The organism is Actinomadura harenae (assembly GCF_003696215.1).
In the GTDB taxonomy this organism is placed as follows: domain Bacteria; phylum Actinomycetota; class Actinomycetes; order Streptosporangiales; family Streptosporangiaceae; genus Spirillospora; species Spirillospora harenae.
In genome coordinates, this window is the sequence record NZ_RFFG01000031.1 from 1 (window position 1) to 17,670 (window position 17,670).

Sequence of the window (17,670 nt, forward strand, 5' to 3'; positions counted from 1 at the left end):
CGCTCGACCGCGACCAGGCCGAGCGACAGGCCGCGCGCGGCGAGGACGCGGGCGTGCCGGTCGGCGGCGGCGTCCGGGTCGTCCAGGGCCGGGCCCGCGGCGGCCGGGCCGGGGCAGTGCCGCCCGTAGGGCTCCAGGTCCTTGAAGTCCTCGGGGGCGGCCTGCTCGGCGAAGTCGCTCCACACCTCGTACATGAACGCGGCGGAATCGTAGTTGCCGATCTCGGCGACCGGCTCGGGGGCTATCTGCCCGGCGGCCCACGGCTGGTCCGACTCGTCCAGCAGGACGGGCCAGAGGCCGGAGCGGGCGTGCTCGGCGCGCACCCGCGCCCAGAGGGAGCCGTCGACGGGGTCGTCGCTCAGCCAGAGCGCGGGCGCGCGGATGAACTGCCGCTGCGGGAAGCCGGGGTCGGGCCAGACCACGTCGCCGGGCGGCAGCGCGACCGACAACGCGCGGTCCGCGTCGCCGTCGGGGAAGAGCTTCGGGAGGTCTCCCGGCAGCCGCTCTCGGAGGTCGAGGTCCAGGTCGTCCATATCACGCCGTTCCGGTCCAATTCGTGCCAACACCGATCTTGGCACTCCAGGATCGTAACGGCGACCGCGCGGGCACGGGCACGGTTCACCGCTCCCGGCGGCCCCGGGCGAGGTATTCGATCAGAAGCCCGACCAGGCCGAGGCCGGTGAGGGAGCTGACGACGATCTGGTGCCAGGTGTTCGGGTACGCGAACTGGTAGACGACGTTCACGGTCAGCAGCATGACGAACAGCGTCCAGCGGGCGCCTGCGCTCATGGGAGGACTCCTTCTTTGTGTGGGGTTCGGGGTGGGTTCAGTGGAGGAACGGGAGGGACGGGGCGGAGGGGATGGGCTGCCCGGTCACGACCACGGCGAGCGCCACGGTGGTGACGGCCGCGACCGCGAGCCCGGCGACCGCGCCGGTGCCGAGCACGATCGCGCCCTCCAGCCGGACCGACCCGCGCACCTGCGCGCGGGTCGCGCCGACCTTGTGGAGCAGCGTGAGCTCGCGGCGGCGCGAGGCGGTCGCGAGCGTGCGCGTGGTGACGACGCCGACCAGCACGAACCCGCCGATCGCCGCCACGATGATCTGGCTGATCAGCTCCTGCGTCCGCAGCTCGCGGGAGGTCGCCTCGCCGAAGGACGCGCGGTCCAGGGCGCGTACGCCGGTGAAGCGGGAGGCGACCGCGTCGAGCGCGCGGAGCGTCTCGGGCGAGCAGGGCCCGGAGCAGCGGACGAGCACGTGGTCGTCCAGGGGAGAACCGGCGTGCGCGGCGACCAGGTCGCGGGGGAGCAGCACCTGGCCGAGGCCGAGTCCGCGTTCGTAGACGGCCACGACGCGGGCCTCGATCCGGGTGCCGTCGCCGAGGAACAGCGTCCGCGACGAGCCGAGCTTTGCCCCGCCGGGGAGGTCCTTGCTCAGCGCGACGGTCGTGCCGGTCAGCGCGTCCAGGCTGCCCTTGGTGACCTTCGCGTCGAGGGTCTTCGACGCGTCCGCGCCGAGGCCGCGCGCGGGGTAGGTGCGCAGCTTGACGTCGCCCACCTCGCGCACCGGCAGGTGCACGGTCATGCGGTGGACCGGCGTCACGGCCGTCACGCCGGGGACGCCCCGGACCGCGTCGGCGACCCCGGACGGCACGCCCGGCCCGGACGACACGAGGACCCGGTCCGCGCGGTCGGCGGCGGCGGCCTGCGCGGCCGTCGCGTCCAGGACCGTCGCGATGCCCGACAGCTGCACCACCGCGAACGCGATGACGAGCGCGACCGGCGTCAGCACCGCCCCGGCGCGCGGGGAGGCGGCCTCGGCGGCCTGCCGGGCGAGGCGTCCGGTGACGGGCGCGAACCGGGCCACGGCCCCGCCCAGCACGCGCGCGCCGAGCTGAGCGATCACCGGCGACAGCAGCGCGACGCCGGCCATCAGCGCCGTGATCATGCCGCTGATGGAGGCCGCCGCGATCGCGCCCGACATGCTCAGGGACAGACCGAGCGTGCCCACCCCGCCCGCCAGCAGCAGCGCCCCGACCGCGGACCGCCAGCGCGCCGGCGCCGACGGGTCGGCGGCGGTCTCGCCGAGCGCCTGGACGGGCCGGATCCCCGACAGGCGCAGCGACGCCAGCAGCGCCACCAGCACCGTCGTGACCACGGTGATCGCGAACGAGGCGAGCGCGGGCAGCGGGCTCACCGCGAGCGCGAACCCGGAGGGCAGCACGCCCTGGCCGCGCATCGTCGCGTGCAGGGCGGCCCCGGCGGCCAGGGACAGCGCCCCGCCTGCCGCGGCGGCGGGCAGCGCGGTGCGCACGGCCTCGCGGACGACGCGTCCGCGGACCTGGTTCGGCGTCGCGCCGACCGCGCGGAGCAGCGCGTACTCGCGGGACCGCCGCCGCGCCTGGAGCCCGAGCAGGCCGCCGACGACGATCAGCGCCACCATCAGCGACGTCGAGCCGACCGCCGCGGAGAGCTCCACGATGTCGGGCCGGACGGAGGCGACCGCCGGGTCCTCGGCGTCGCCGCGCGCGGAGCCGGTCAGGACGGACAGGCCGGGCGCGGCGGAGCGCAGCGCTCCGGTCTTGGTGCCGTGGTCGGCGAGGACGCCGAGCGCGGTCGCGAAGCCCGGGTGCCCGCTCAGCACGGCCGCCGCGTCCGGCGCGAAGTACGCCGAGGCGGGGCCGCGGCCGACGAGGCCGGTGACGCGGTAGGGCGCGGGCGCGCCGTCCGCCTGGAGCCTGACGGCCTGGCCGACCTTCGCCCCCGCGGACGCGGAGAGCACGACCTCGCCCGGCGCCTGCGGGGCGCGTCCGGAGGTGAGCGTGATCCCGCCCAGCGCGGCCGAGTCCCAGCCGTGCCCGGACAGGGTGGTTCCGGTGGTGGTGACCAGCGGGAACGACACGTCCGCGATGACCGCGCGGACGCCGGGGACCCGCCGGAGGCGGTCGGCGGCCGAGACGGGGATGCGCGGCAGCTCGGTCCTCGGCGCGTACTGCATCTTGGGCTTCGAACCGGGCGACTTCGTCCGGATCCCGACGCGTCCGGGCGTGGTGACGACCGCGTGCGCGGCGCCGTACCGCTTCACCGGGCCGTGCGCGCGGAGACCGGACTCCAGCAGCACCCCGAACGCCCCGACCAGTACGGTCGAGAGCAGCAGGGTCACGAAGATCCCCAGGGACGCGCCCTGGAAGTCCTCCTTCTTCGGCCGGAGCGACCTCACGCGGTCACCCCGTCCCAGCGGGCCAGCACGGACGCGACGGTGGGGGAGCGCAGCTCGTCCACGATCCGGCCGCCGTCCAGGAACAGCACCGAGTCGGCCCAGGCCGCGGCGACGGGGTCGTGGGTGACCAGCACGACCGTCTGCCCGGCCCGGTCCACGGCCTCGCGCATCAGGCGCAGCACCTCGCGGGCGGTGCGCGGGTCGAGCGCGCCGGTCGGCTCGTCGGCGAACACGACCTCCGGCTCGGTCACCAGGGCGCGGGCCAGCGCCACGCGCTGCTGCTGCCCGCCGGACAGCTCGTTCGGACGGCTCCGCAGCCGGTCGGCGAGACCCACCCGGCCCAGCACGGAGGCGACCCGGCCCGCGTCCACCGCGCGGCCGCCGAGCCGCAGCGGCAGCGCGACGTTCTCCTCGACGTCCATGGACGGGATGAGGTTGAACGACTGGAACACGAACCCGATCCGCTCGCGCCGGAGCCGCGTCAGCTCCGCCTCCCGCAGGCGGCCGAGGTCGGTGTCGCCGATCCACACCGTCCCGGACGTCGGGCGGTCCAGGCCGGACGCGCAGTGCAGGAAGGTGCTCTTCCCGGAGCCGGACGGACCCATCACGGCGGTGAAGCCGCCGCGGGGGAACGCCCACGAGACGCCGTCGAGCGCCCTGGCCTGCCCGTAGGCCTTGGTCACCATGTCGAGGCGCACCGCCGGGCCGGCGTGCGTCATGGTCATCGCGCTGTTCACGTCCTCGACGCTACGGACGCGGAGATCGTCCGCCATCAGGGCGCGGCCCCCTCCCCATGGTGTAGCCAGCCCCACCATGGGACGGGGGCCGGCCCGGTTCGGCGGGGTCCGCGGGTGGAATAGCGTGGGCGGCATGAGGGGGCAGCTGCGGCGTTCGGGACAGGCCATCGTGTACCTGGCGGTGGGCCTGGCGACCGCCGCGCCCGCGCTCCTGGGCTTCTACCTGGTGCCGCTGCTGTTGCTGCTCGGCGTCCTGTTCGTGGCGCTGCCCTGGTTCCCCATGCTGATGCGCCCCGTCCAGATGCTGGCGGACGTCGAGCGCCGCCGCGCGTCCCGGTACCTGGGACGCGAGATCGCCGCCCCCGAGGCGCCGCCGTCGACCGGTTCGGCGGTCGAGGACGGGGTGCGCCTGATGCGCCACCCGGCGACGTGGCGCACCCTGGCCTGGCTGCTGATCCACGGCATCCTCGGCCTGATGACGGGCCTGCTCGCGGTGCTGCTGGCCCCGTCGGCGATCTACTCGCTCACGCTGCCGCTGTGGTGGCGGTCGGTCGCCGAGGGGTCGGTGTCGGCGTTCGTCCCCCTCCACACCTGGGAGCAGGCGCTCACGCTGCCGTTCCTCCAGGCGGCCATGTACGGTGCCATCGTCGTGTGGGCGTTCCCGCCGATGGCGCGCGGCCAGGCCAGGGTCGCCGAACTGCTGCTGTCGCCGCCGCGGCGGCGTGTCGATCTCCAGGCCCGGGTCGAGGAGCTGACCGAGACCCGCTCCGGGGCCCTGGAGGCGCACGGCGCGGAGCTGCGCCGCATCGAGCGCGACCTGCACGACGGCACCCAGGCCCAGCTCGTCGCCGTCGCACTGAGGCTCGGGCTCGCCGACCGCCGCTTCGAGGCCGACCCGGCCGCGTCCCGGGAGCTGTTCCTCGCCGCCCGGGACGGCGTGGAGGAGGCGTTGATGCAGCTCAGGACGGTGATCCGCGGCATCTACCCGCCGATCCTGTCCGACCGCGGCCTCGGCGGGGCCGTCCGCGCCCTGGCCGGGGCGCAGCCGATCCCGGTCCGGCTGGACGTCCCGGCGGCCGGCCTGCGCGCGCCCGCCGCCGTCGAGGCCGCCGCCTACTTCGTCGTCGCCGAGGCCCTGACGAACGTCGCCAAGCACGCGGGCGCGGCGAGCGCCGAGGTGTCCGTTCAGCGGCTCGGCCCGCTGCTGCGCGTCCGGGTCGCCGACGACGGCAAGGGCGGCGCGGACGAGATCAAGGGCAGCGGCCTGGCCGGGATCCGCCGCCGCGTCGCCGCCCTGGACGGAGAGACCCGCATCGACAGCCCCGACGGGCGGGGCACGACCCTGGAGGTGGACCTGCCGTGCGGATCGTGATCGCCGAGGACAACGTGCTGCTCCGGGAAGGGGTGATCATGCTCCTGGAGTCCGGCGGGCACGAGGTCGTGGCCTCGGTCGCCGCCGGGCCCGAGGTGGTGCCCGCGCTCCTGGAGCACCGCCCGGACGCCGCCGTCCTCGACGTCCGGCTGCCGCCGGGCTTCCGCGACGAGGGCCTGCGGGCGGCGATCGCGGCGCGCCGGGCGATCCCCGGGCTGCCGATCCTCGTGCTGTCGCAGTACGTCGAGGAGACCTACGCGGCCGAGCTGCTCTCCGACGGCGGGGGAGCGGTCGGCTACCTGCTGAAGGACCGCATCGGCCGGGTGGACGAGTTCCTCGACGCGCTCGACCGGGTGGTGTCCGGCGGCACCGCGCTGGACCCCGAGGTCGTCGCGCAGCTCATGTCCGTCCGCCGGGACCCCCTGAACACCCTCACCCCGCGCGAGCGCGAGGTGCTCGGCCTGATGGCCCAGGGCCTGGACAACACCACGATCGCGACCACCCTGGTGATCACCGAGCGGTCGGTCGGCAAGCACATCGGCGCGATCTTCGCCAAGCTCGGGCTGCCCCCGTCCGACAGCGGCCACCGCCGCGTCCTCGCCGTCCTCGCCTACCTCAACGCGTGATCGCGGGGCCTTCCCGGCATAGTGTGATCTTCATGGACCTGCGTGATGATCTGACCGAGGGCCTCAGCGACGAGCAGCTCGACGTCGCCTACAACGTGCGGCGCAAGGCGGGCGAGGACTTCGTCCCGCTCATGGAGCGCTACCGGTCCGACTCCGACGCGGCCGTGGACGGCCTGGCGGGCACCCCCGGCGTCGTCTACGACGAGGACGGCGGCGAGCGGCTGGACGTGTGGGGCACCGAGGACGGCGAGCTCCGCCCGGTGTTCATCTTCTTCCACGGCGGCTTCTGGTTCGCCGGGGCGAAGGAGGACACCGCCTTCATGGCCCGGATGCTGCACGGCCGGGGCGTCGCGACGGTCGTCCCCGAGTACACCCTCGCTCCGAAGGTGACGGTCGGGGAGATCGTGCGGCAGGCGCGGGCGGCGGTCGCCTGGGTGTGGCGGCACGGCCGCGAGCACGGCCTCGACCCGGACCGGATCGTCGTCGGCGGCAGCTCGGCGGGCGGCCACCTCACCGGGATGACCATGGTCGAGGGCTGGCAGGACGGGCTGGGCCTGCCCGCCGACGTCGTCAAGGCCGCGATGCCGTTCAGCGGCCTGTTCGACCTGCGGCCGATCGTCCGCACCTACGTCAACGAGTACGCGCGGCTCGACGAGGAGACGGCCGTCCGGCTGAGCCCGGCGTTCCAGCCGATGGGACGGCGCTTCCCGGCCGTGTTCGCCGTCGGCTCGGAGGACGGCTCGGGTTTCGTCGAGCAGACCCGGCGCTTCCAGCCGCACTGGGGCGACGAGGGCGAGCTGCTGGTGGCGTCCGGGCTGAACCACTTCGACCTCGTCCTCGAGCTGGAGGACCCGGACACCGAGGTCAGCCGCGCCCTGCTCGGCCTCTTCGCGGCCCTCGGCCGGGAGGCCTGATCAGGGCCGTTCGATGATCTCGGCCGCCTGCGTCCGCAGGTGGTCGAGCATCAGCCGCGCCGACGGCGTGAGCGGCCGCTTGTCCGGGATCGTCACGCCGACCTGGCGGCGCACCGGGTCCAGCGGCACCGGCAGCGGCGCGACGCCCGCGTCCGTCCGGGCGACCAGGTCGGGCAGCGCCGCGATCATGTCGGTGTCGCGGACGAGCGTCCGGACGGTCAGCACCGACGTGCACTCGACCAGGTCGGAGGGCAGTGGCAGGCCCCGGTCCCGGAACACGTCCTCGAGCTCGCTGCGCAGCGCGGTCTGCTGGAGCGGCAGCACCCACGGGTAGTCGAGCAGGTCGGCGAGGGTCAGGCCCGGGCGGTCGCGGGCCGGGTGCCCGGCCCGCGCGACCAGCCGCACCGGCTCCCCGTACAGGACGATCTGCCGCAGCCCCGGCTGGTCGCCGATCGGGTTGAGCCGTCCGAGGACCATGTCGATCTCGCCGTCCAGCAGCCGCGGCACCTGCGCGTCGAACGTCGCCTCCTGGACGATCACGGTGATGCCCGGCCGCTCCCGCTTCAGCGCCGCGATCGCGCGCGGCAGCAGCACGTTCGACCCGGCCAGCAGGGTGCCGATGGTGACCGTCCCGACCTGGCCGTCGGCCAGGCCGGTGATCCGCTCCCCGGCGCGGCGCAGCTCGGCCAGGACGGCCCGGGAGTGCTCCACGAACGCCTCGCCGAACAGCGTCGGCGTCACCCCGCGCGGCCCCCGGGTGAACAGCTCCACGCCGAGGATCCGCTCGACCTCGCGCAGGCTGCGGGTCACCGCGGGCTGGGCCAGGTGGAGGTGCTCGGCGGCGCGCAGGACGCTGCCGTGGTCGGCGATCGCCACCACCAGCACCAGATGCCGCAGCTTGAGCCGCCCGTTCAGCAGGTCGATCGCGCGCATGCCGCCTTCCTACCAATAACCCCCTTGATATAGCAAGAGTGCCAATGGGTATTGGACGTGCATAGCTGGCGGAGAGATGATCGCGGTGTCGGGACGACGGTTCCGGACGACCCCGGACGATCCTGGAGGCGAGACGGCATGCGGGTGCGGCACTACGTCGGCGGCGAGTTCCGGACGGACGGCGCGCCCTTCCCCCTGGTCGACCCGGTGACGGGCGGCGAGGCCGGGACCGCGCCCGAGGCGCCGCAGGCCGTCGTGGACGAGGCCGTCCGGTCCGCCCGCGCCGCCCTGTCCGGCGAGTGGGGCGCCACCTCCCCCGAGGAGCGGTCCGCGGCGCTCCGCCGGATCGCCGACGGCATCGACGCCCGCTTCGAGGAGTTCGTCGACGCCGAGGTCCGCGACACCGGCAAGCCCCGCGAACTGGCCGCGACCGTGGACATCCCGCGCGCCGCGGGCAACTTCCGCGCCTACGCCGACCTGCTGTACGGCCGTCCGGAACGCGCCTACACCACGACCGTCCCCGGGTGGAGCGGCGGCACCGGGCAGGCCCTCAACTACTCCGTCCGGCGGCCCCTCGGCGTCGTCGCGGTCATCTCCCCCTGGAACCTGCCGCTGCTCCTGCTGACCTGGAAGGTCGCCCCGGCCCTGGCCGCCGGGAACGCCGTGGTCGCCAAGCCGTCCGAGGAGACCCCCTCGACCGCGACGCTGCTCGCCGAGGTGATCCACGACGCCGGGCTGCCCGCCGGGGCGTTCAACCTCGTGCACGGGCACGGCGCGGACGCCGCCGGGGCGTTCCTCACCGGCCACCCGGGCGTGGACGCGATCGCGTTCACCGGCGAGTCGGCGACCGGCGCGGCGATCATGCGGAACGCCGCCGACCACGTCACCCCGGTCTCCTTCGAGCTCGGCGGCAAGAACCCGGCGCTGGTGTTCGCCGACGCCGACCTCGACGCGGCCGTGGACGGCACCGTCCGGTCGTCCTTCACCCACTCCGGGCAGATCTGCCTGTGCACCGAGCGCGTCTACGTCGAGCGGCCCGTCTTCGACGCGTTCGTCGAGCGGCTCGGCGAACGCGCCCGCAAGCTCGACGGCTACGGCCCGATGATCTCCGCCGAGCACCGCGACAAGGTGCTGTCGTACTACCGCCTCGCGGTCGAGGAGGGCGCGACGGTCGTCGCGGGCGGCGGCGTCCCGGTCTTCGGGGACGGCCGCGACCAGGGCTTCCACGTCGAGCCGACCGTCCTGACCGGGCTGCCCGAGCAGGCACGGACCGTCCGGGAGGAGATCTTCGGGCCGGTCTGCCACGTCGCGCCGTTCGACACCGAGGAGGAGGCGGTCCGGCTCGCCAACGACAGCGAGTACGGGCTCGCCGCGACCGTCTGGACCCGGGACCTGTCCCGCGCCCACCGCGTCGCGCCCCGGATCGAGTCGGGCATCGTGTGGGTGAACTGCTGGAACCTGCGCGACCTGCGCACCCCGTTCGGAGGGGTGAAGGCGTCCGGGATCGGCCGCGAGGGCGGCGAGTACTCCCTGGACTTCTTCTCCGAGCCCGTCAACGTCTGCATCCAGATCTGAGAGCGAGACCGTGACCGAGACCGCGACAACCGCCGTCGAGCAGGCGGCCGACCGCATCCTCGCGGCGTACGCGAGCGGGACGCCGTGCGCGCCCGTCCGCGACCTGGTCGCCACGCCGGACGAGGCGTACGCCGTGCAGGAGCGGCTGACCACGACCTGGCTGGGCGAGGGCCGCCGCCTGGCCGGCCGCAAGATCGGCCTGACGTCGCAGGCCGTCCAGCGGCAGCTCGGCGTCGACACCCCCGACTTCGGGATGCTGTTCGCCGACATGGCCGTCCCGGACGGCGCGGAGATCCCGGCGGGCGCGGTCATGCAGGCCCGGGCCGAGGCCGAGGTCGCGCTCGTCCTGGAGCACGACCTGACGCACGAGCGGCACACCGTCGCCGACCTGATCCGGGCGACCGCGTTCGCGCTGCCCGCGATCGAGATCGTCGGCAGCCGGATCCGCGACTGGGACATCACGCTCGCCGACACCGTCGCCGACAACGCGTCCTGCGGCATGTACGCGCTGGGCAACCGTCCCGTCCGGCTCGCGGACGTCGACCTGCGGCTGTGCGGGATGGTGCTGGAGCGGCGCGGCGAGCAGGTCTCGACCGGCACCGGGACGGCCTGCTTCGGGCACCCGCTGAACGCGGCGCTGTGGCTCGCCGACATGCTCGTCCGGGTCGGGCGCCCGCTGCGCGCGGGCGACACCGTCCTCACCGGCGCGCTCGGCCCGATGACGGCGGTCGCGCCCGGCGACGTCGTGGAGGCCCGCATCGACGGACTCGGCGACGTCCGCGTCGCCTTCGGACAGGAATCCGCGAAGGAGGAGGACGCGTCGTGACGGACGTGAGGGCGCTGGCCGCCCACCTGGACGGGGCGCGCCGCGACGGCCGCGCGGTCGGCATGCTCAGCGCGTCCGAGGCGGGCCTGGACGTGCCCGTCGCCTACGACGTGCAACGTGCGGGCATCGAGCTGCGGCGCAAGCGCGGCGAGCGGTTCGCGGGCGTGAAGATGGGCTTCACCAGCCGCGCGAAGATGGTCCAGATGGGCGTCGACGACGTCATCTGGGGCCAGCTGACCGACCGGATGCTGGTCGAGTCCGCGGCCGACGTGTCCGGGCTGATCCATCCGCGCGTCGAGCCGGAGATCGTCTTCCTCATCGGCCGGGACGTGACCCGCGCCGCCGACGTGGACACCGCCGTCGCCGGGATCGCGGTCGGCTACGAGATCCTCGACTCCCGCTACGACGGCTTCAAGTTCACCCTGCCGGACGTGATCGCCGACAACGCGTCGGCGTCCGGGTTCGGCGTCGGCGCCTGGCACAGCCCCCGGGACGTCGCGAACGTCGGGATGCTCCTGGAGATCGACGGGCGCGTCGTCCAGACCGGTTCGTCGGCGGCCATCCTCGGCGACCCCGTCCGGGCGCTGCGCGCCGCCGCGCGGCTCGCGACCGACGCCGGGATCGTGCTGCGGGCGGGCGACGTCGTCCTCGCCGGGGCCGCGACGGCCGCCGTCCCGCTGCCCAAGGACGCGCACGTCCGCGTCACCGGCGCGGGCCTCGGCTCCGTGGAGGTGACGACCTGATGAGCGACGCGATCCTCGTCGAGGGGAAGGCCAAGCCGCGCGGGAGGTTCCCGCACCTGAGGCGGGCGGGCGACCTCGTGTTCGTGTCGGGGACGAGTTCGCGGCGTCCGGACGGGACGTTCGCCGGGGCGAGCGCCGACGCGATGGGCGTCACCGACCTGGACGTCCGCGAGCAGACCCGCGCGGTCATCGAGAACATCCGCGACCTGCTGAGGGCGGCCGGCGGCGACCTGTCCGACGTCGTGAACGTGACGACCTACCTGGTCAGCATGAACGACTTCGGCGGCTACAACGAGGTCTACGGCGAGTACTTCGACGAGACCGGGCCCGCCCGCACCACGGTCGCGGTGCACCAGCTCCCGCACCCGCATCTGCTGATCGAGATCTCGTGCGTCGCGCACATCCCTCAGGAGGAGACCGGGACATGACGCTTCCGAAGATGGTCCACGGGACGCCGTTCAACTTCCAGGCGTGGATCGCCGAGCACGAGCACCTGCTGAAGCCGCCGGTCGGCAACAAGCAGGTGTTCGAGGACGCCGGGATGATCGTCATGGTGGTCGGCGGCCCGAACCAGCGCACCGACTTCCACGACGACCCGCGCGAGGAGTTCTTCTACCAGCTCAAGGGCAACATGGTGCTGCGCGTGATGGAGGAGGAGGGCAGGCCGCCGGTCGACGTGCGGATCAACGAGGGCGACGTGTTCCTGCTGCCCCCGCACGTCCGGCACTCGCCGCAGCGGCCCGAGCCGGGCTCGGTCGGGCTGGTCGTGGAGATCGCCCGCCCGGAGGGCGAGCTGGAGTCCTTCGAGTGGTACTGCACCGAGTGCCACCACCTGGTGCACCGCGCCGAGATGCAGGTCCGGTCGATCGTGGACGACCTGCCGCCGGTGTTCCAGTCCTTCTTCGACGGCGACCGCAAGTGCCCGAACTGCGGTGCCACGCACCCGGGCAAGCGGTGGCCCGAGGCGATGGTCCCGACTACGGCGCCGCGCGCCTGACCCGACCCTGGCGCCCCGCGCCCGACCCGAGACGACGGCGCCCCGCGCCTGAGCCCGACGACAGCGTCCCTCCCGGCGGCCCGCACCGCCGGGGGCGGCGCGAGCACGCCCGGAAACGGAGGTCCCCGTGAGCGTCTTCGATGTCCACGCGCACGTCTTCCCGCGCATCACCCGCGCGGAGGGACGGCTGCTGAGCGACGCGGACGAGCCCTGGTTGCGCGACCACGGCGACGGCACCGGCATGATGATGTGCGGCGCCGCCGAGTACCGCCCGGTCGACGAGGGCCTGTGGGAGCCCGCCCGCCGCCTCGCCGACATGGACGCGTCCGGGGTGGACGTCCAGGCGGTCTCGTCCACGCCGCTGATGTTCGGGTACGAGGCCGACCCGTCCCGCGCGGCCGCCTGGTGCGACCTGGTCAACGACCGCATCCTGCGGTACTGCGCGGCCGACCCGGCGCGGCTCCTGCCGCTCTGCCAGGTTCCGCTGCAGCACACCGCGACGGCCTGCGACGTCGCGACGCGCGCCGCCGCGGCCGGGCACCGGGGCGTCCACATCGGCAACCACGTGGGCGAGCGGAACCTGGACGACGGCGCGATCGCCGAGTTCCTGGCGCACTGCGCCGGCCTCGGGCTGCCCGTGCTCGTCCACCCGTGGGACATGATGGCGACCGACCGGATGCGCGGGCACATGCTGCCGTGGCTGGTCGGGATGCCCGCCGAGACGCAGCTCGGCATCCTCGCCATGATGCTCGGCGGCACGTTCGAGCGGCTTCCGGAGACGCTGCGGCTGTGCTTCTGCCACGGCGGCGGCAGCTTCGCGTTCCTGCTTGGACGCGCCGACAACGCCTGGCGGAACCGCGACATCGTCCGCGCCGACTCGCCGCGCCCGCCGTCGGAGTACACCGACCGGTTCCACGTGGACTCGGCCGTGTTCGACCCGCGCGCGCTGCGGCTGCTCGTGGACGTCATGGGCGTCGAGCGCGTCATGCTCGGCACCGACTACCCGTTCCCGCTGGGCGAGAAGGACCCGGGTTCGGCCGTCCGCGCCTGCGCGGGCCTGTCCGACGCCGACCGCGCGGCGATCCTGGGCGGCAACGCCGAGCGGTTCTTCGCCCGCGCGGGAGCCCCGGCGGACGCCTCAGGAGACGTCCCAGGGGGCGCCCCGGCGGGCCGTCCGCCGGCGGGGCTCTCCTCATGACGGCGGTCGCGACCGCCACCGGGACGGTGCGCGGCGGCCCCGACGACGGGACGACCCTGTTCGCGGGCGTCCCCTACGCCGTGCCGCCCCGCCGGTTCGCGCCGCCGGAGCCGCCAGTCCCGTGGGTCGGCGTCCGCGAGGCCCGTGTGTTCGGCCCGCCCGTCCCGCAGCGTCCGGGCCGGATGGGGTGGGTGCCCGGCCTGGAGATCGACCCGGAGGCCGGGCGCGAGGGCCGCCTCACCCTGAACGTCTGGACGCCGGGGGTGCCCGGGGTGCCCGGGGTGCCCGGGGGATCAAGGGTGCCCGGGGGATCAAGGGTGTCCGGGAGGACGGGGGTGCCCGGCCGCCGCCCGGTCCTGGTGTTCCTGCACGGCGGCGCGTTCGTGTCCGGGTCCGGCGCGCAGCCGATGTACCGCGGGACGGTCCTCGCCCGCGACCACGGCCTGGTCGTCGTCACCGTCAACTACCGGCTCGGCGTCCTCGGCTTCGGCCACGACGACGAGATCCCCGCGAACCTCGGGCTCCGCGACCAGGTCGCGGCCCTGGAATGGGTCCGCGCCAACATCGCCGGGTTCGGCGGCGACCCGGACCGGGTCACCCTCGCCGGGCACTCGGCGGGCGGGATGAGCGTGCTCGCGCTGATGGCCGCGCCCAGCGCGCGGGGCCTGTTCCACCGCGCGGCGGTGATGAGCGCCCTGCCGTACGGCTTCGCGACCGTGGCGCGCGCCCGCGCGTTCACGACCGCGTTCCGGCGGGCCCTCGGACGCGCGCAGCCGCGGTCCGCGCCGCTGCGGGCCGTCCTCGCGGCCGAGGGCGAGGCGGCGCGGACGCTTCCGCCCGTCGAGGGCGTGCTGCCCGTCGCGCCGGTCGTGGACGGCTCGTTCCTGCCCCGGCACCCGATGGACGCGGTCCGGTCCGGCGCCGTCCCGGACGTCCCGCTGCTGGTGACGACCACCGCGGAGGAGACGCGGCTGTTCGCCGCGATCGACCCGGCCACGCTGTCGGCCGCGGACGCCCGCACCGAGCTGGTGTGGCGCCGCCCCGCCGACGAGCTGGCCCGCTGGCACGCCGCGCACGGCGGCGAGGTCCACCGCGTCACGTTCGCGCACCGCTCGCCGTTCGCCCACCGGGGCGTGGCGCTCGGCGCGGCGCACCTGGTGGACGTCCCGTTCCACCTCGGCACCCTCGGCGACCGGAGGCTGGCCCCGCTCACCGGGACCGGCCCGGACGTCGCCGCCCTCGGCACGGAGACCACCACGGCCTTCGCCGATTTCTGTCACGGAAGGGAGACTGTGCCATGCCGGACGCGCAGCGCGTCGCGATCATCGGATCGGGCAACATCGGCACCGATCTGATGATCAAGGTGCTCCGGACGTCGGACCTGCTCGACGTCGCGGTGCTCGCGGGGATCGACCCGGACTCCGACGGGCTCGCCCGGGCCCGCCGGCTCGGCGTCGCCACGACCCACGAGGGCGTCGAGGGCCTGGTCGCGATGCCGGAGTTCGCGGACGTCACGGTCGTCCTGGACGCCACGTCCGCCAAGGCGCACCGGCACAACGCCGAGGTCCTCGCGCCCTACGGGAGGCGCATCGTCGACCTGACCCCGGCGGCGATCGGCCCCTACGTCGTCCCGCCCGTCAACCTGGACGAGCACCTCGACGCCCCCAACGTCAACATGGTCACCTGCGGCGGCCAGGCGACCGTGCCCGTCGTCGCGGCCGTGTCGCGGGTGACGCCCGTCCGGTACGCCGAGATCGTCGCGTCCATCGCCTCCCGGTCGGCCGGGCCGGGCACCCGCGCGAACATCGACGAGTTCACCGAGACCACCTCGCGGGCGCTGGAGGAGGTCGGCGGCGCGGCGAAGGGCAAGGCGATCATCGTGCTGAACCCGGCCGAGCCGCCGCTGATCATGCGGGACACGGTGTACTGCGTGACCGGCGACTGCGATCCCGAGCAGGTCACCGCGTCGATCGAGAAGATGATCGGCGAGGTCGCCGCGTACGTGCCGGGCTACCGGCTGAAGCAGAAGGTGCAGATCCGCCCGCTGGACGCCGCCGACCCCCTCGCCGCGCTCGCCGGGGGCGGACCCGGGAACCTGGTGTCGGTGTTCCTCGAGGTCGAGGGCGCCGCGCACTACCTGCCCGCCTACGCCGGGAACCTCGACATCATGACGTCCGCCGCGCTGCGCGTGGCAGAGAGGCTGGCGACCCGATGACCGCGGCAGAGAGCGTCGAGCTGTACGTCCAGGACGTGACGCTGCGGGACGGCATGCACGCCATCCGGCACCGCTACACCGTCGACCAGGTCCGGGAGATCGCCGCCGCGCTGGACGCGGCGGGCGTGGACGCGATCGAGATCGCGCACGGCGACGGCCTCGCCGGGTCGAGCGTGAACTACGGTCCCGGCGCGCACCTGGACGAGGAGTGGATCGCGGCGGCCGCCGAGGTCATGCCGAACACGAGGCTCACGACGCTGCTGCTGCCCGGCATCGGCACGATCGCCGACCTCAAGCGCGCGCACGAGCTCGGCGTCCGGTCGGTGCGGGTCGCGACGCACTGCACCGAGGCCGACATCTCCGCCCAGCACATCGCGACCGCCCGCGAGCTCGGCATGGACGTCGCCGGGTTCCTGATGATGTCGCACATGGCCGACGCCGCGACGCTCGCCGGGCAGGCGCGGCTCATGGAGTCCTACGGCGCGCACTGCGTCTACGTGACCGACTCCGGCGGACGGCTGACCATGGACGGCGTCCGCGACCGCGTCCGGGCCTACCGGGACGTCCTGTCCGACGAGACCGAGATCGGCATCCACGCCCACCACAACCTCGGCCTCGGCGTCGCGAACTCGGTCGTGGCCGTCGAGAACGGCGTCCGCCGCGTGGACGCGTCGCTCGCCGGGATGGGCGCGGGCGCCGGGAACTGCCCGCTGGAGGCGTTCGTCGCCGTCGCCGACCTCATGGGCTGGAAGCACGGCTGTGACGTGTTCCGGCTGATGGACGCCGCCGACGACATCGTCCGGCCGTTGCAGGACCGGCCCGTCCAGGTGGACCGGGAGACGCTGACGCTCGGCTACGCGGGCGTGTACTCGTCCTTCCTGCGGCACGCCGAGGACGCGGCCCGCCGCTACGGCCTCGACACCCGGGAGATCCTGGTGGAGGTGGGCCGCCGCGGCATGGTCGGCGGTCAGGAGGACATGATCGTGGACGTGGCACTCGACCTGATCGAAGGAAAGAAGAAGTGACCGACGAGGCCGGGACCCGCGGAGCCGGGACCCTGGAGGGGGAGGCGCGCCGCCTCGACGCGGCCGACCCGCTCCCGACGCTGCGCGCCGAGTTCCTGATCCCGCCCGCGCCCGGCGGCCCCCACGAGGAGGCCGCGTACTTCGCGGGCAACTCGCTCGGCCTCCAGCCGAAGGCGACCGCGGCGCGGCTGGCCGAGGAGCTGACCGACTGGTCCCGCCTCGGCGTGGAGGGGCACACGCAGGCCCGGCGCCCGTGGGTGTCGTACCACGAGCTGCTGACCGAGCCCGCCGCGCGGCTGGTCGGCGCGCTCCCGCACGAGGTCGTCGCGATGAACTCGCTGACGGTCAACCTGCACCTGCTGATGGCCAGCTTCTACCGCCCGGCGGGGGAGCGGACGCGGATCGTCATCGAGGACGCGGCGTTCCCGTCGGACTCCTACGCGGTCGCGAGCCAGGCCGTCCACCACGGGCTCGACCCGGCGGAGACGGTCGTCCGGCTGAGGCCGCGCCCGGGCGAGGACACCCTGCGCACCGAGGACGTCGCCGACTACCTGCGCCGCGAGGGCCACCGCGTCGCCCTGCTCATGCTCGGCGGCGTGAACTACCTGACCGGCCAGCTCATGGACATGGCGGCGCTCACCCGCGCGGGCCACGAGGCGGGCGCCGTCGTCGGCTGGGACCTGGCGCACGCCGCCGGGAACGTCCCGCTGAGCCTGCACGACTGGGACGTCGACTTCGCCGCCTGGTGCACCTACAAGTACCTCAACAGCGGGCCGGGCGCGGTCGCGGGCGCGTTCGTCCACGAACGGCACGTCCGCGACACCGCGCTGCCGCGCCTGGACGGCTGGTGGAGCACCCGCGCCGACATCCGCTTCCGCATGGACCCGGACGTCGACCACCCGCCGACCGCCGACGCCTGGGCCCTGTCCAACCCGCCGATCATGGCCCTCGCGCCGGTGCTGGTCTCCCTGGAGATCTTCGACCGGGTCGGCATGGCCGCGCTGCGCGCCAAGAGCGAGCGCCTCACGGCCTACCTCGCCGGACGGCTCGCCCCGGTCGGCGGCGTCCAGGTCATCACCCCGGACGATCCCGCGCAGCGCGGCACGCAGCTCTCACTGCGCGTCGCGGACGCGGGCGCCCTCGTGAAGGCCCTCGCGGACGAGGCGGGCGTCATCGCCGACGCCCGCGAGCCCGACATCGTCCGGCTCGCTCCCGTCCCGCTCTACTGCACCTTCCACGACTGCCACCGCGCCGCCGAGGCCCTGGCCAGGCTCACCTGACCCGAGCCCCAG

The 17,670-nt window shown here is 74.6% G+C and carries 17 protein-coding genes and 1 pseudogene; 13 read left to right on the plus strand and 5 right to left on the minus strand.

Annotated elements, in window-relative coordinates; translation table 11 throughout:
• The 4 genes and pseudogenes from EBO15_RS18530 to EBO15_RS18540 all read right to left on the minus strand — a co-directional run.
• Positions 1 to 533: pseudogene (locus tag EBO15_RS18530) on the minus strand (DUF4253 domain-containing protein); the annotation flags it as partial.
• An 85-nt stretch (positions 534 to 618) separates the two neighbouring features.
• Positions 619 to 789: a hypothetical protein gene (locus EBO15_RS44255; RefSeq protein WP_158628271.1), complete on the minus strand. Its 171-nt coding sequence runs from the start codon at positions 787 to 789 to the stop codon at positions 619 to 621.
• A gap of 37 nt (positions 790 to 826) precedes the next feature.
• Positions 827 to 3,217 carry an ABC transporter permease gene (locus tag EBO15_RS18535; protein ID WP_122195666.1) on the minus strand — a complete coding sequence of 797 codons (2,391 nt, stop codon included), beginning with the start codon at positions 3,215 to 3,217 and terminating at the stop codon, positions 827 to 829.
• Positions 3,214 to 3,942 carry an ABC transporter ATP-binding protein gene (locus EBO15_RS18540; protein WP_199744645.1) on the minus strand — a complete coding sequence of 243 codons (729 nt, stop codon included), beginning with the start codon at positions 3,940 to 3,942 and terminating at the stop codon, positions 3,214 to 3,216. Before EBO15_RS18540 ends, EBO15_RS18535 begins: the two co-directional genes overlap by 4 nt.
• 145 nt (positions 3,943 to 4,087) lie before the next feature.
• Between EBO15_RS18540 and EBO15_RS18545 the strand changes: the two genes are divergently transcribed.
• From EBO15_RS18545 to EBO15_RS18555, 3 genes are read left to right on the plus strand one after another with little or no spacing between them, the layout of a single operon-like run.
• Positions 4,088 to 5,326, plus strand: coding sequence for a sensor histidine kinase (locus EBO15_RS18545; RefSeq protein WP_122195737.1), 1,239 nt, complete (start codon positions 4,088 to 4,090; stop codon positions 5,324 to 5,326).
• Positions 5,314 to 5,952: a LuxR C-terminal-related transcriptional regulator gene (locus EBO15_RS18550; protein WP_122195667.1), complete on the plus strand. Its 639-nt coding sequence runs from the start codon at positions 5,314 to 5,316 to the stop codon at positions 5,950 to 5,952. Before EBO15_RS18545 ends, EBO15_RS18550 begins: the two co-directional genes overlap by 13 nt.
• A 32-nt stretch (positions 5,953 to 5,984) precedes the next feature.
• Entirely contained in the window at positions 5,985 to 6,866 is an 882-nt protein-coding gene (locus tag EBO15_RS18555; RefSeq protein ID WP_122195738.1) for an alpha/beta hydrolase, read from the plus strand.
• Here EBO15_RS18555 and EBO15_RS18560 read toward each other — a convergent pair whose 3' ends face one another.
• A complete protein-coding gene (locus EBO15_RS18560) occupies positions 6,867 to 7,799 on the minus strand; it encodes a LysR substrate-binding domain-containing protein (RefSeq protein WP_122195668.1) in 933 nt (310 codons plus the stop codon).
• Between the two features lie 138 nt (positions 7,800 to 7,937).
• Between EBO15_RS18560 and EBO15_RS18565 the strand changes: the two genes are divergently transcribed.
• The 10 genes from EBO15_RS18565 to kynU all read left to right on the plus strand — a co-directional run bounded on the left by EBO15_RS18565 (position 7,938) and on the right by kynU (position 17,658).
• The gene (locus EBO15_RS18565; RefSeq protein WP_122195669.1) at positions 7,938 to 9,374 is read left to right on the plus strand and encodes a 2-hydroxymuconic semialdehyde dehydrogenase; all 1,437 of its coding nucleotides are present in this window, start codon (positions 7,938 to 7,940) and stop codon (positions 9,372 to 9,374) included.
• Between the two features lie 10 nt (positions 9,375 to 9,384).
• Positions 9,385 to 10,200 (plus strand): 2-keto-4-pentenoate hydratase, encoded by an 816-nt coding sequence (locus EBO15_RS18570; RefSeq protein WP_122195670.1) that lies wholly within the window; start codon positions 9,385 to 9,387, stop codon positions 10,198 to 10,200.
• A complete protein-coding gene (locus tag EBO15_RS18575; RefSeq protein ID WP_233616281.1) occupies positions 10,197 to 10,943 on the plus strand; it encodes a 2-keto-4-pentenoate hydratase in 747 nt (248 codons plus the stop codon). The genes EBO15_RS18570 and EBO15_RS18575 overlap by 4 nt, the downstream gene beginning before the upstream one ends.
• Positions 10,943 to 11,371, plus strand: a complete 429-nt coding sequence (locus EBO15_RS18580) for a RidA family protein (protein ID WP_122195671.1) — start codon at positions 10,943 to 10,945, stop codon at positions 11,369 to 11,371. The genes EBO15_RS18575 and EBO15_RS18580 overlap by 1 nt, the downstream gene beginning before the upstream one ends.
• Positions 11,368 to 11,940 carry a 3-hydroxyanthranilate 3,4-dioxygenase gene (locus tag EBO15_RS18585; protein WP_122195672.1) on the plus strand — a complete coding sequence of 191 codons (573 nt, stop codon included), beginning with the start codon at positions 11,368 to 11,370 and terminating at the stop codon, positions 11,938 to 11,940. The genes EBO15_RS18580 and EBO15_RS18585 overlap by 4 nt, the downstream gene beginning before the upstream one ends.
• 127 nt (positions 11,941 to 12,067) lie before the next feature.
• Positions 12,068 to 13,138, plus strand: a complete 1,071-nt coding sequence (locus EBO15_RS18590; protein ID WP_122195673.1) for an amidohydrolase family protein — start codon at positions 12,068 to 12,070, stop codon at positions 13,136 to 13,138.
• A complete protein-coding gene (locus EBO15_RS18595) occupies positions 13,135 to 14,493 on the plus strand; it encodes a carboxylesterase/lipase family protein (protein ID WP_122195674.1) in 1,359 nt (452 codons plus the stop codon). Before EBO15_RS18590 ends, EBO15_RS18595 begins: the two co-directional genes overlap by 4 nt.
• Complete coding sequence (locus tag EBO15_RS18600) at positions 14,436 to 15,353, plus strand: acetaldehyde dehydrogenase (acetylating) (protein ID WP_122195675.1); 918 nt, start codon at positions 14,436 to 14,438, stop codon at positions 15,351 to 15,353. The genes EBO15_RS18595 and EBO15_RS18600 overlap by 58 nt, the downstream gene beginning before the upstream one ends.
• Positions 15,350 to 16,378 (plus strand): 4-hydroxy-2-oxovalerate aldolase, encoded by a 1,029-nt coding sequence (gene dmpG / locus EBO15_RS18605; RefSeq protein ID WP_122195676.1) that lies wholly within the window; start codon positions 15,350 to 15,352, stop codon positions 16,376 to 16,378. Before EBO15_RS18600 ends, dmpG begins: the two co-directional genes overlap by 4 nt.
• On the plus strand, positions 16,375 to 17,658 hold the full coding sequence (gene kynU / locus EBO15_RS18610; protein WP_122195677.1) for a kynureninase: 1,284 nt from the start codon (positions 16,375 to 16,377) through the stop codon (positions 17,656 to 17,658). The genes dmpG and kynU overlap by 4 nt, the downstream gene beginning before the upstream one ends.
• Positions 17,659 to 17,670: the final 12 nt, after the last annotated feature.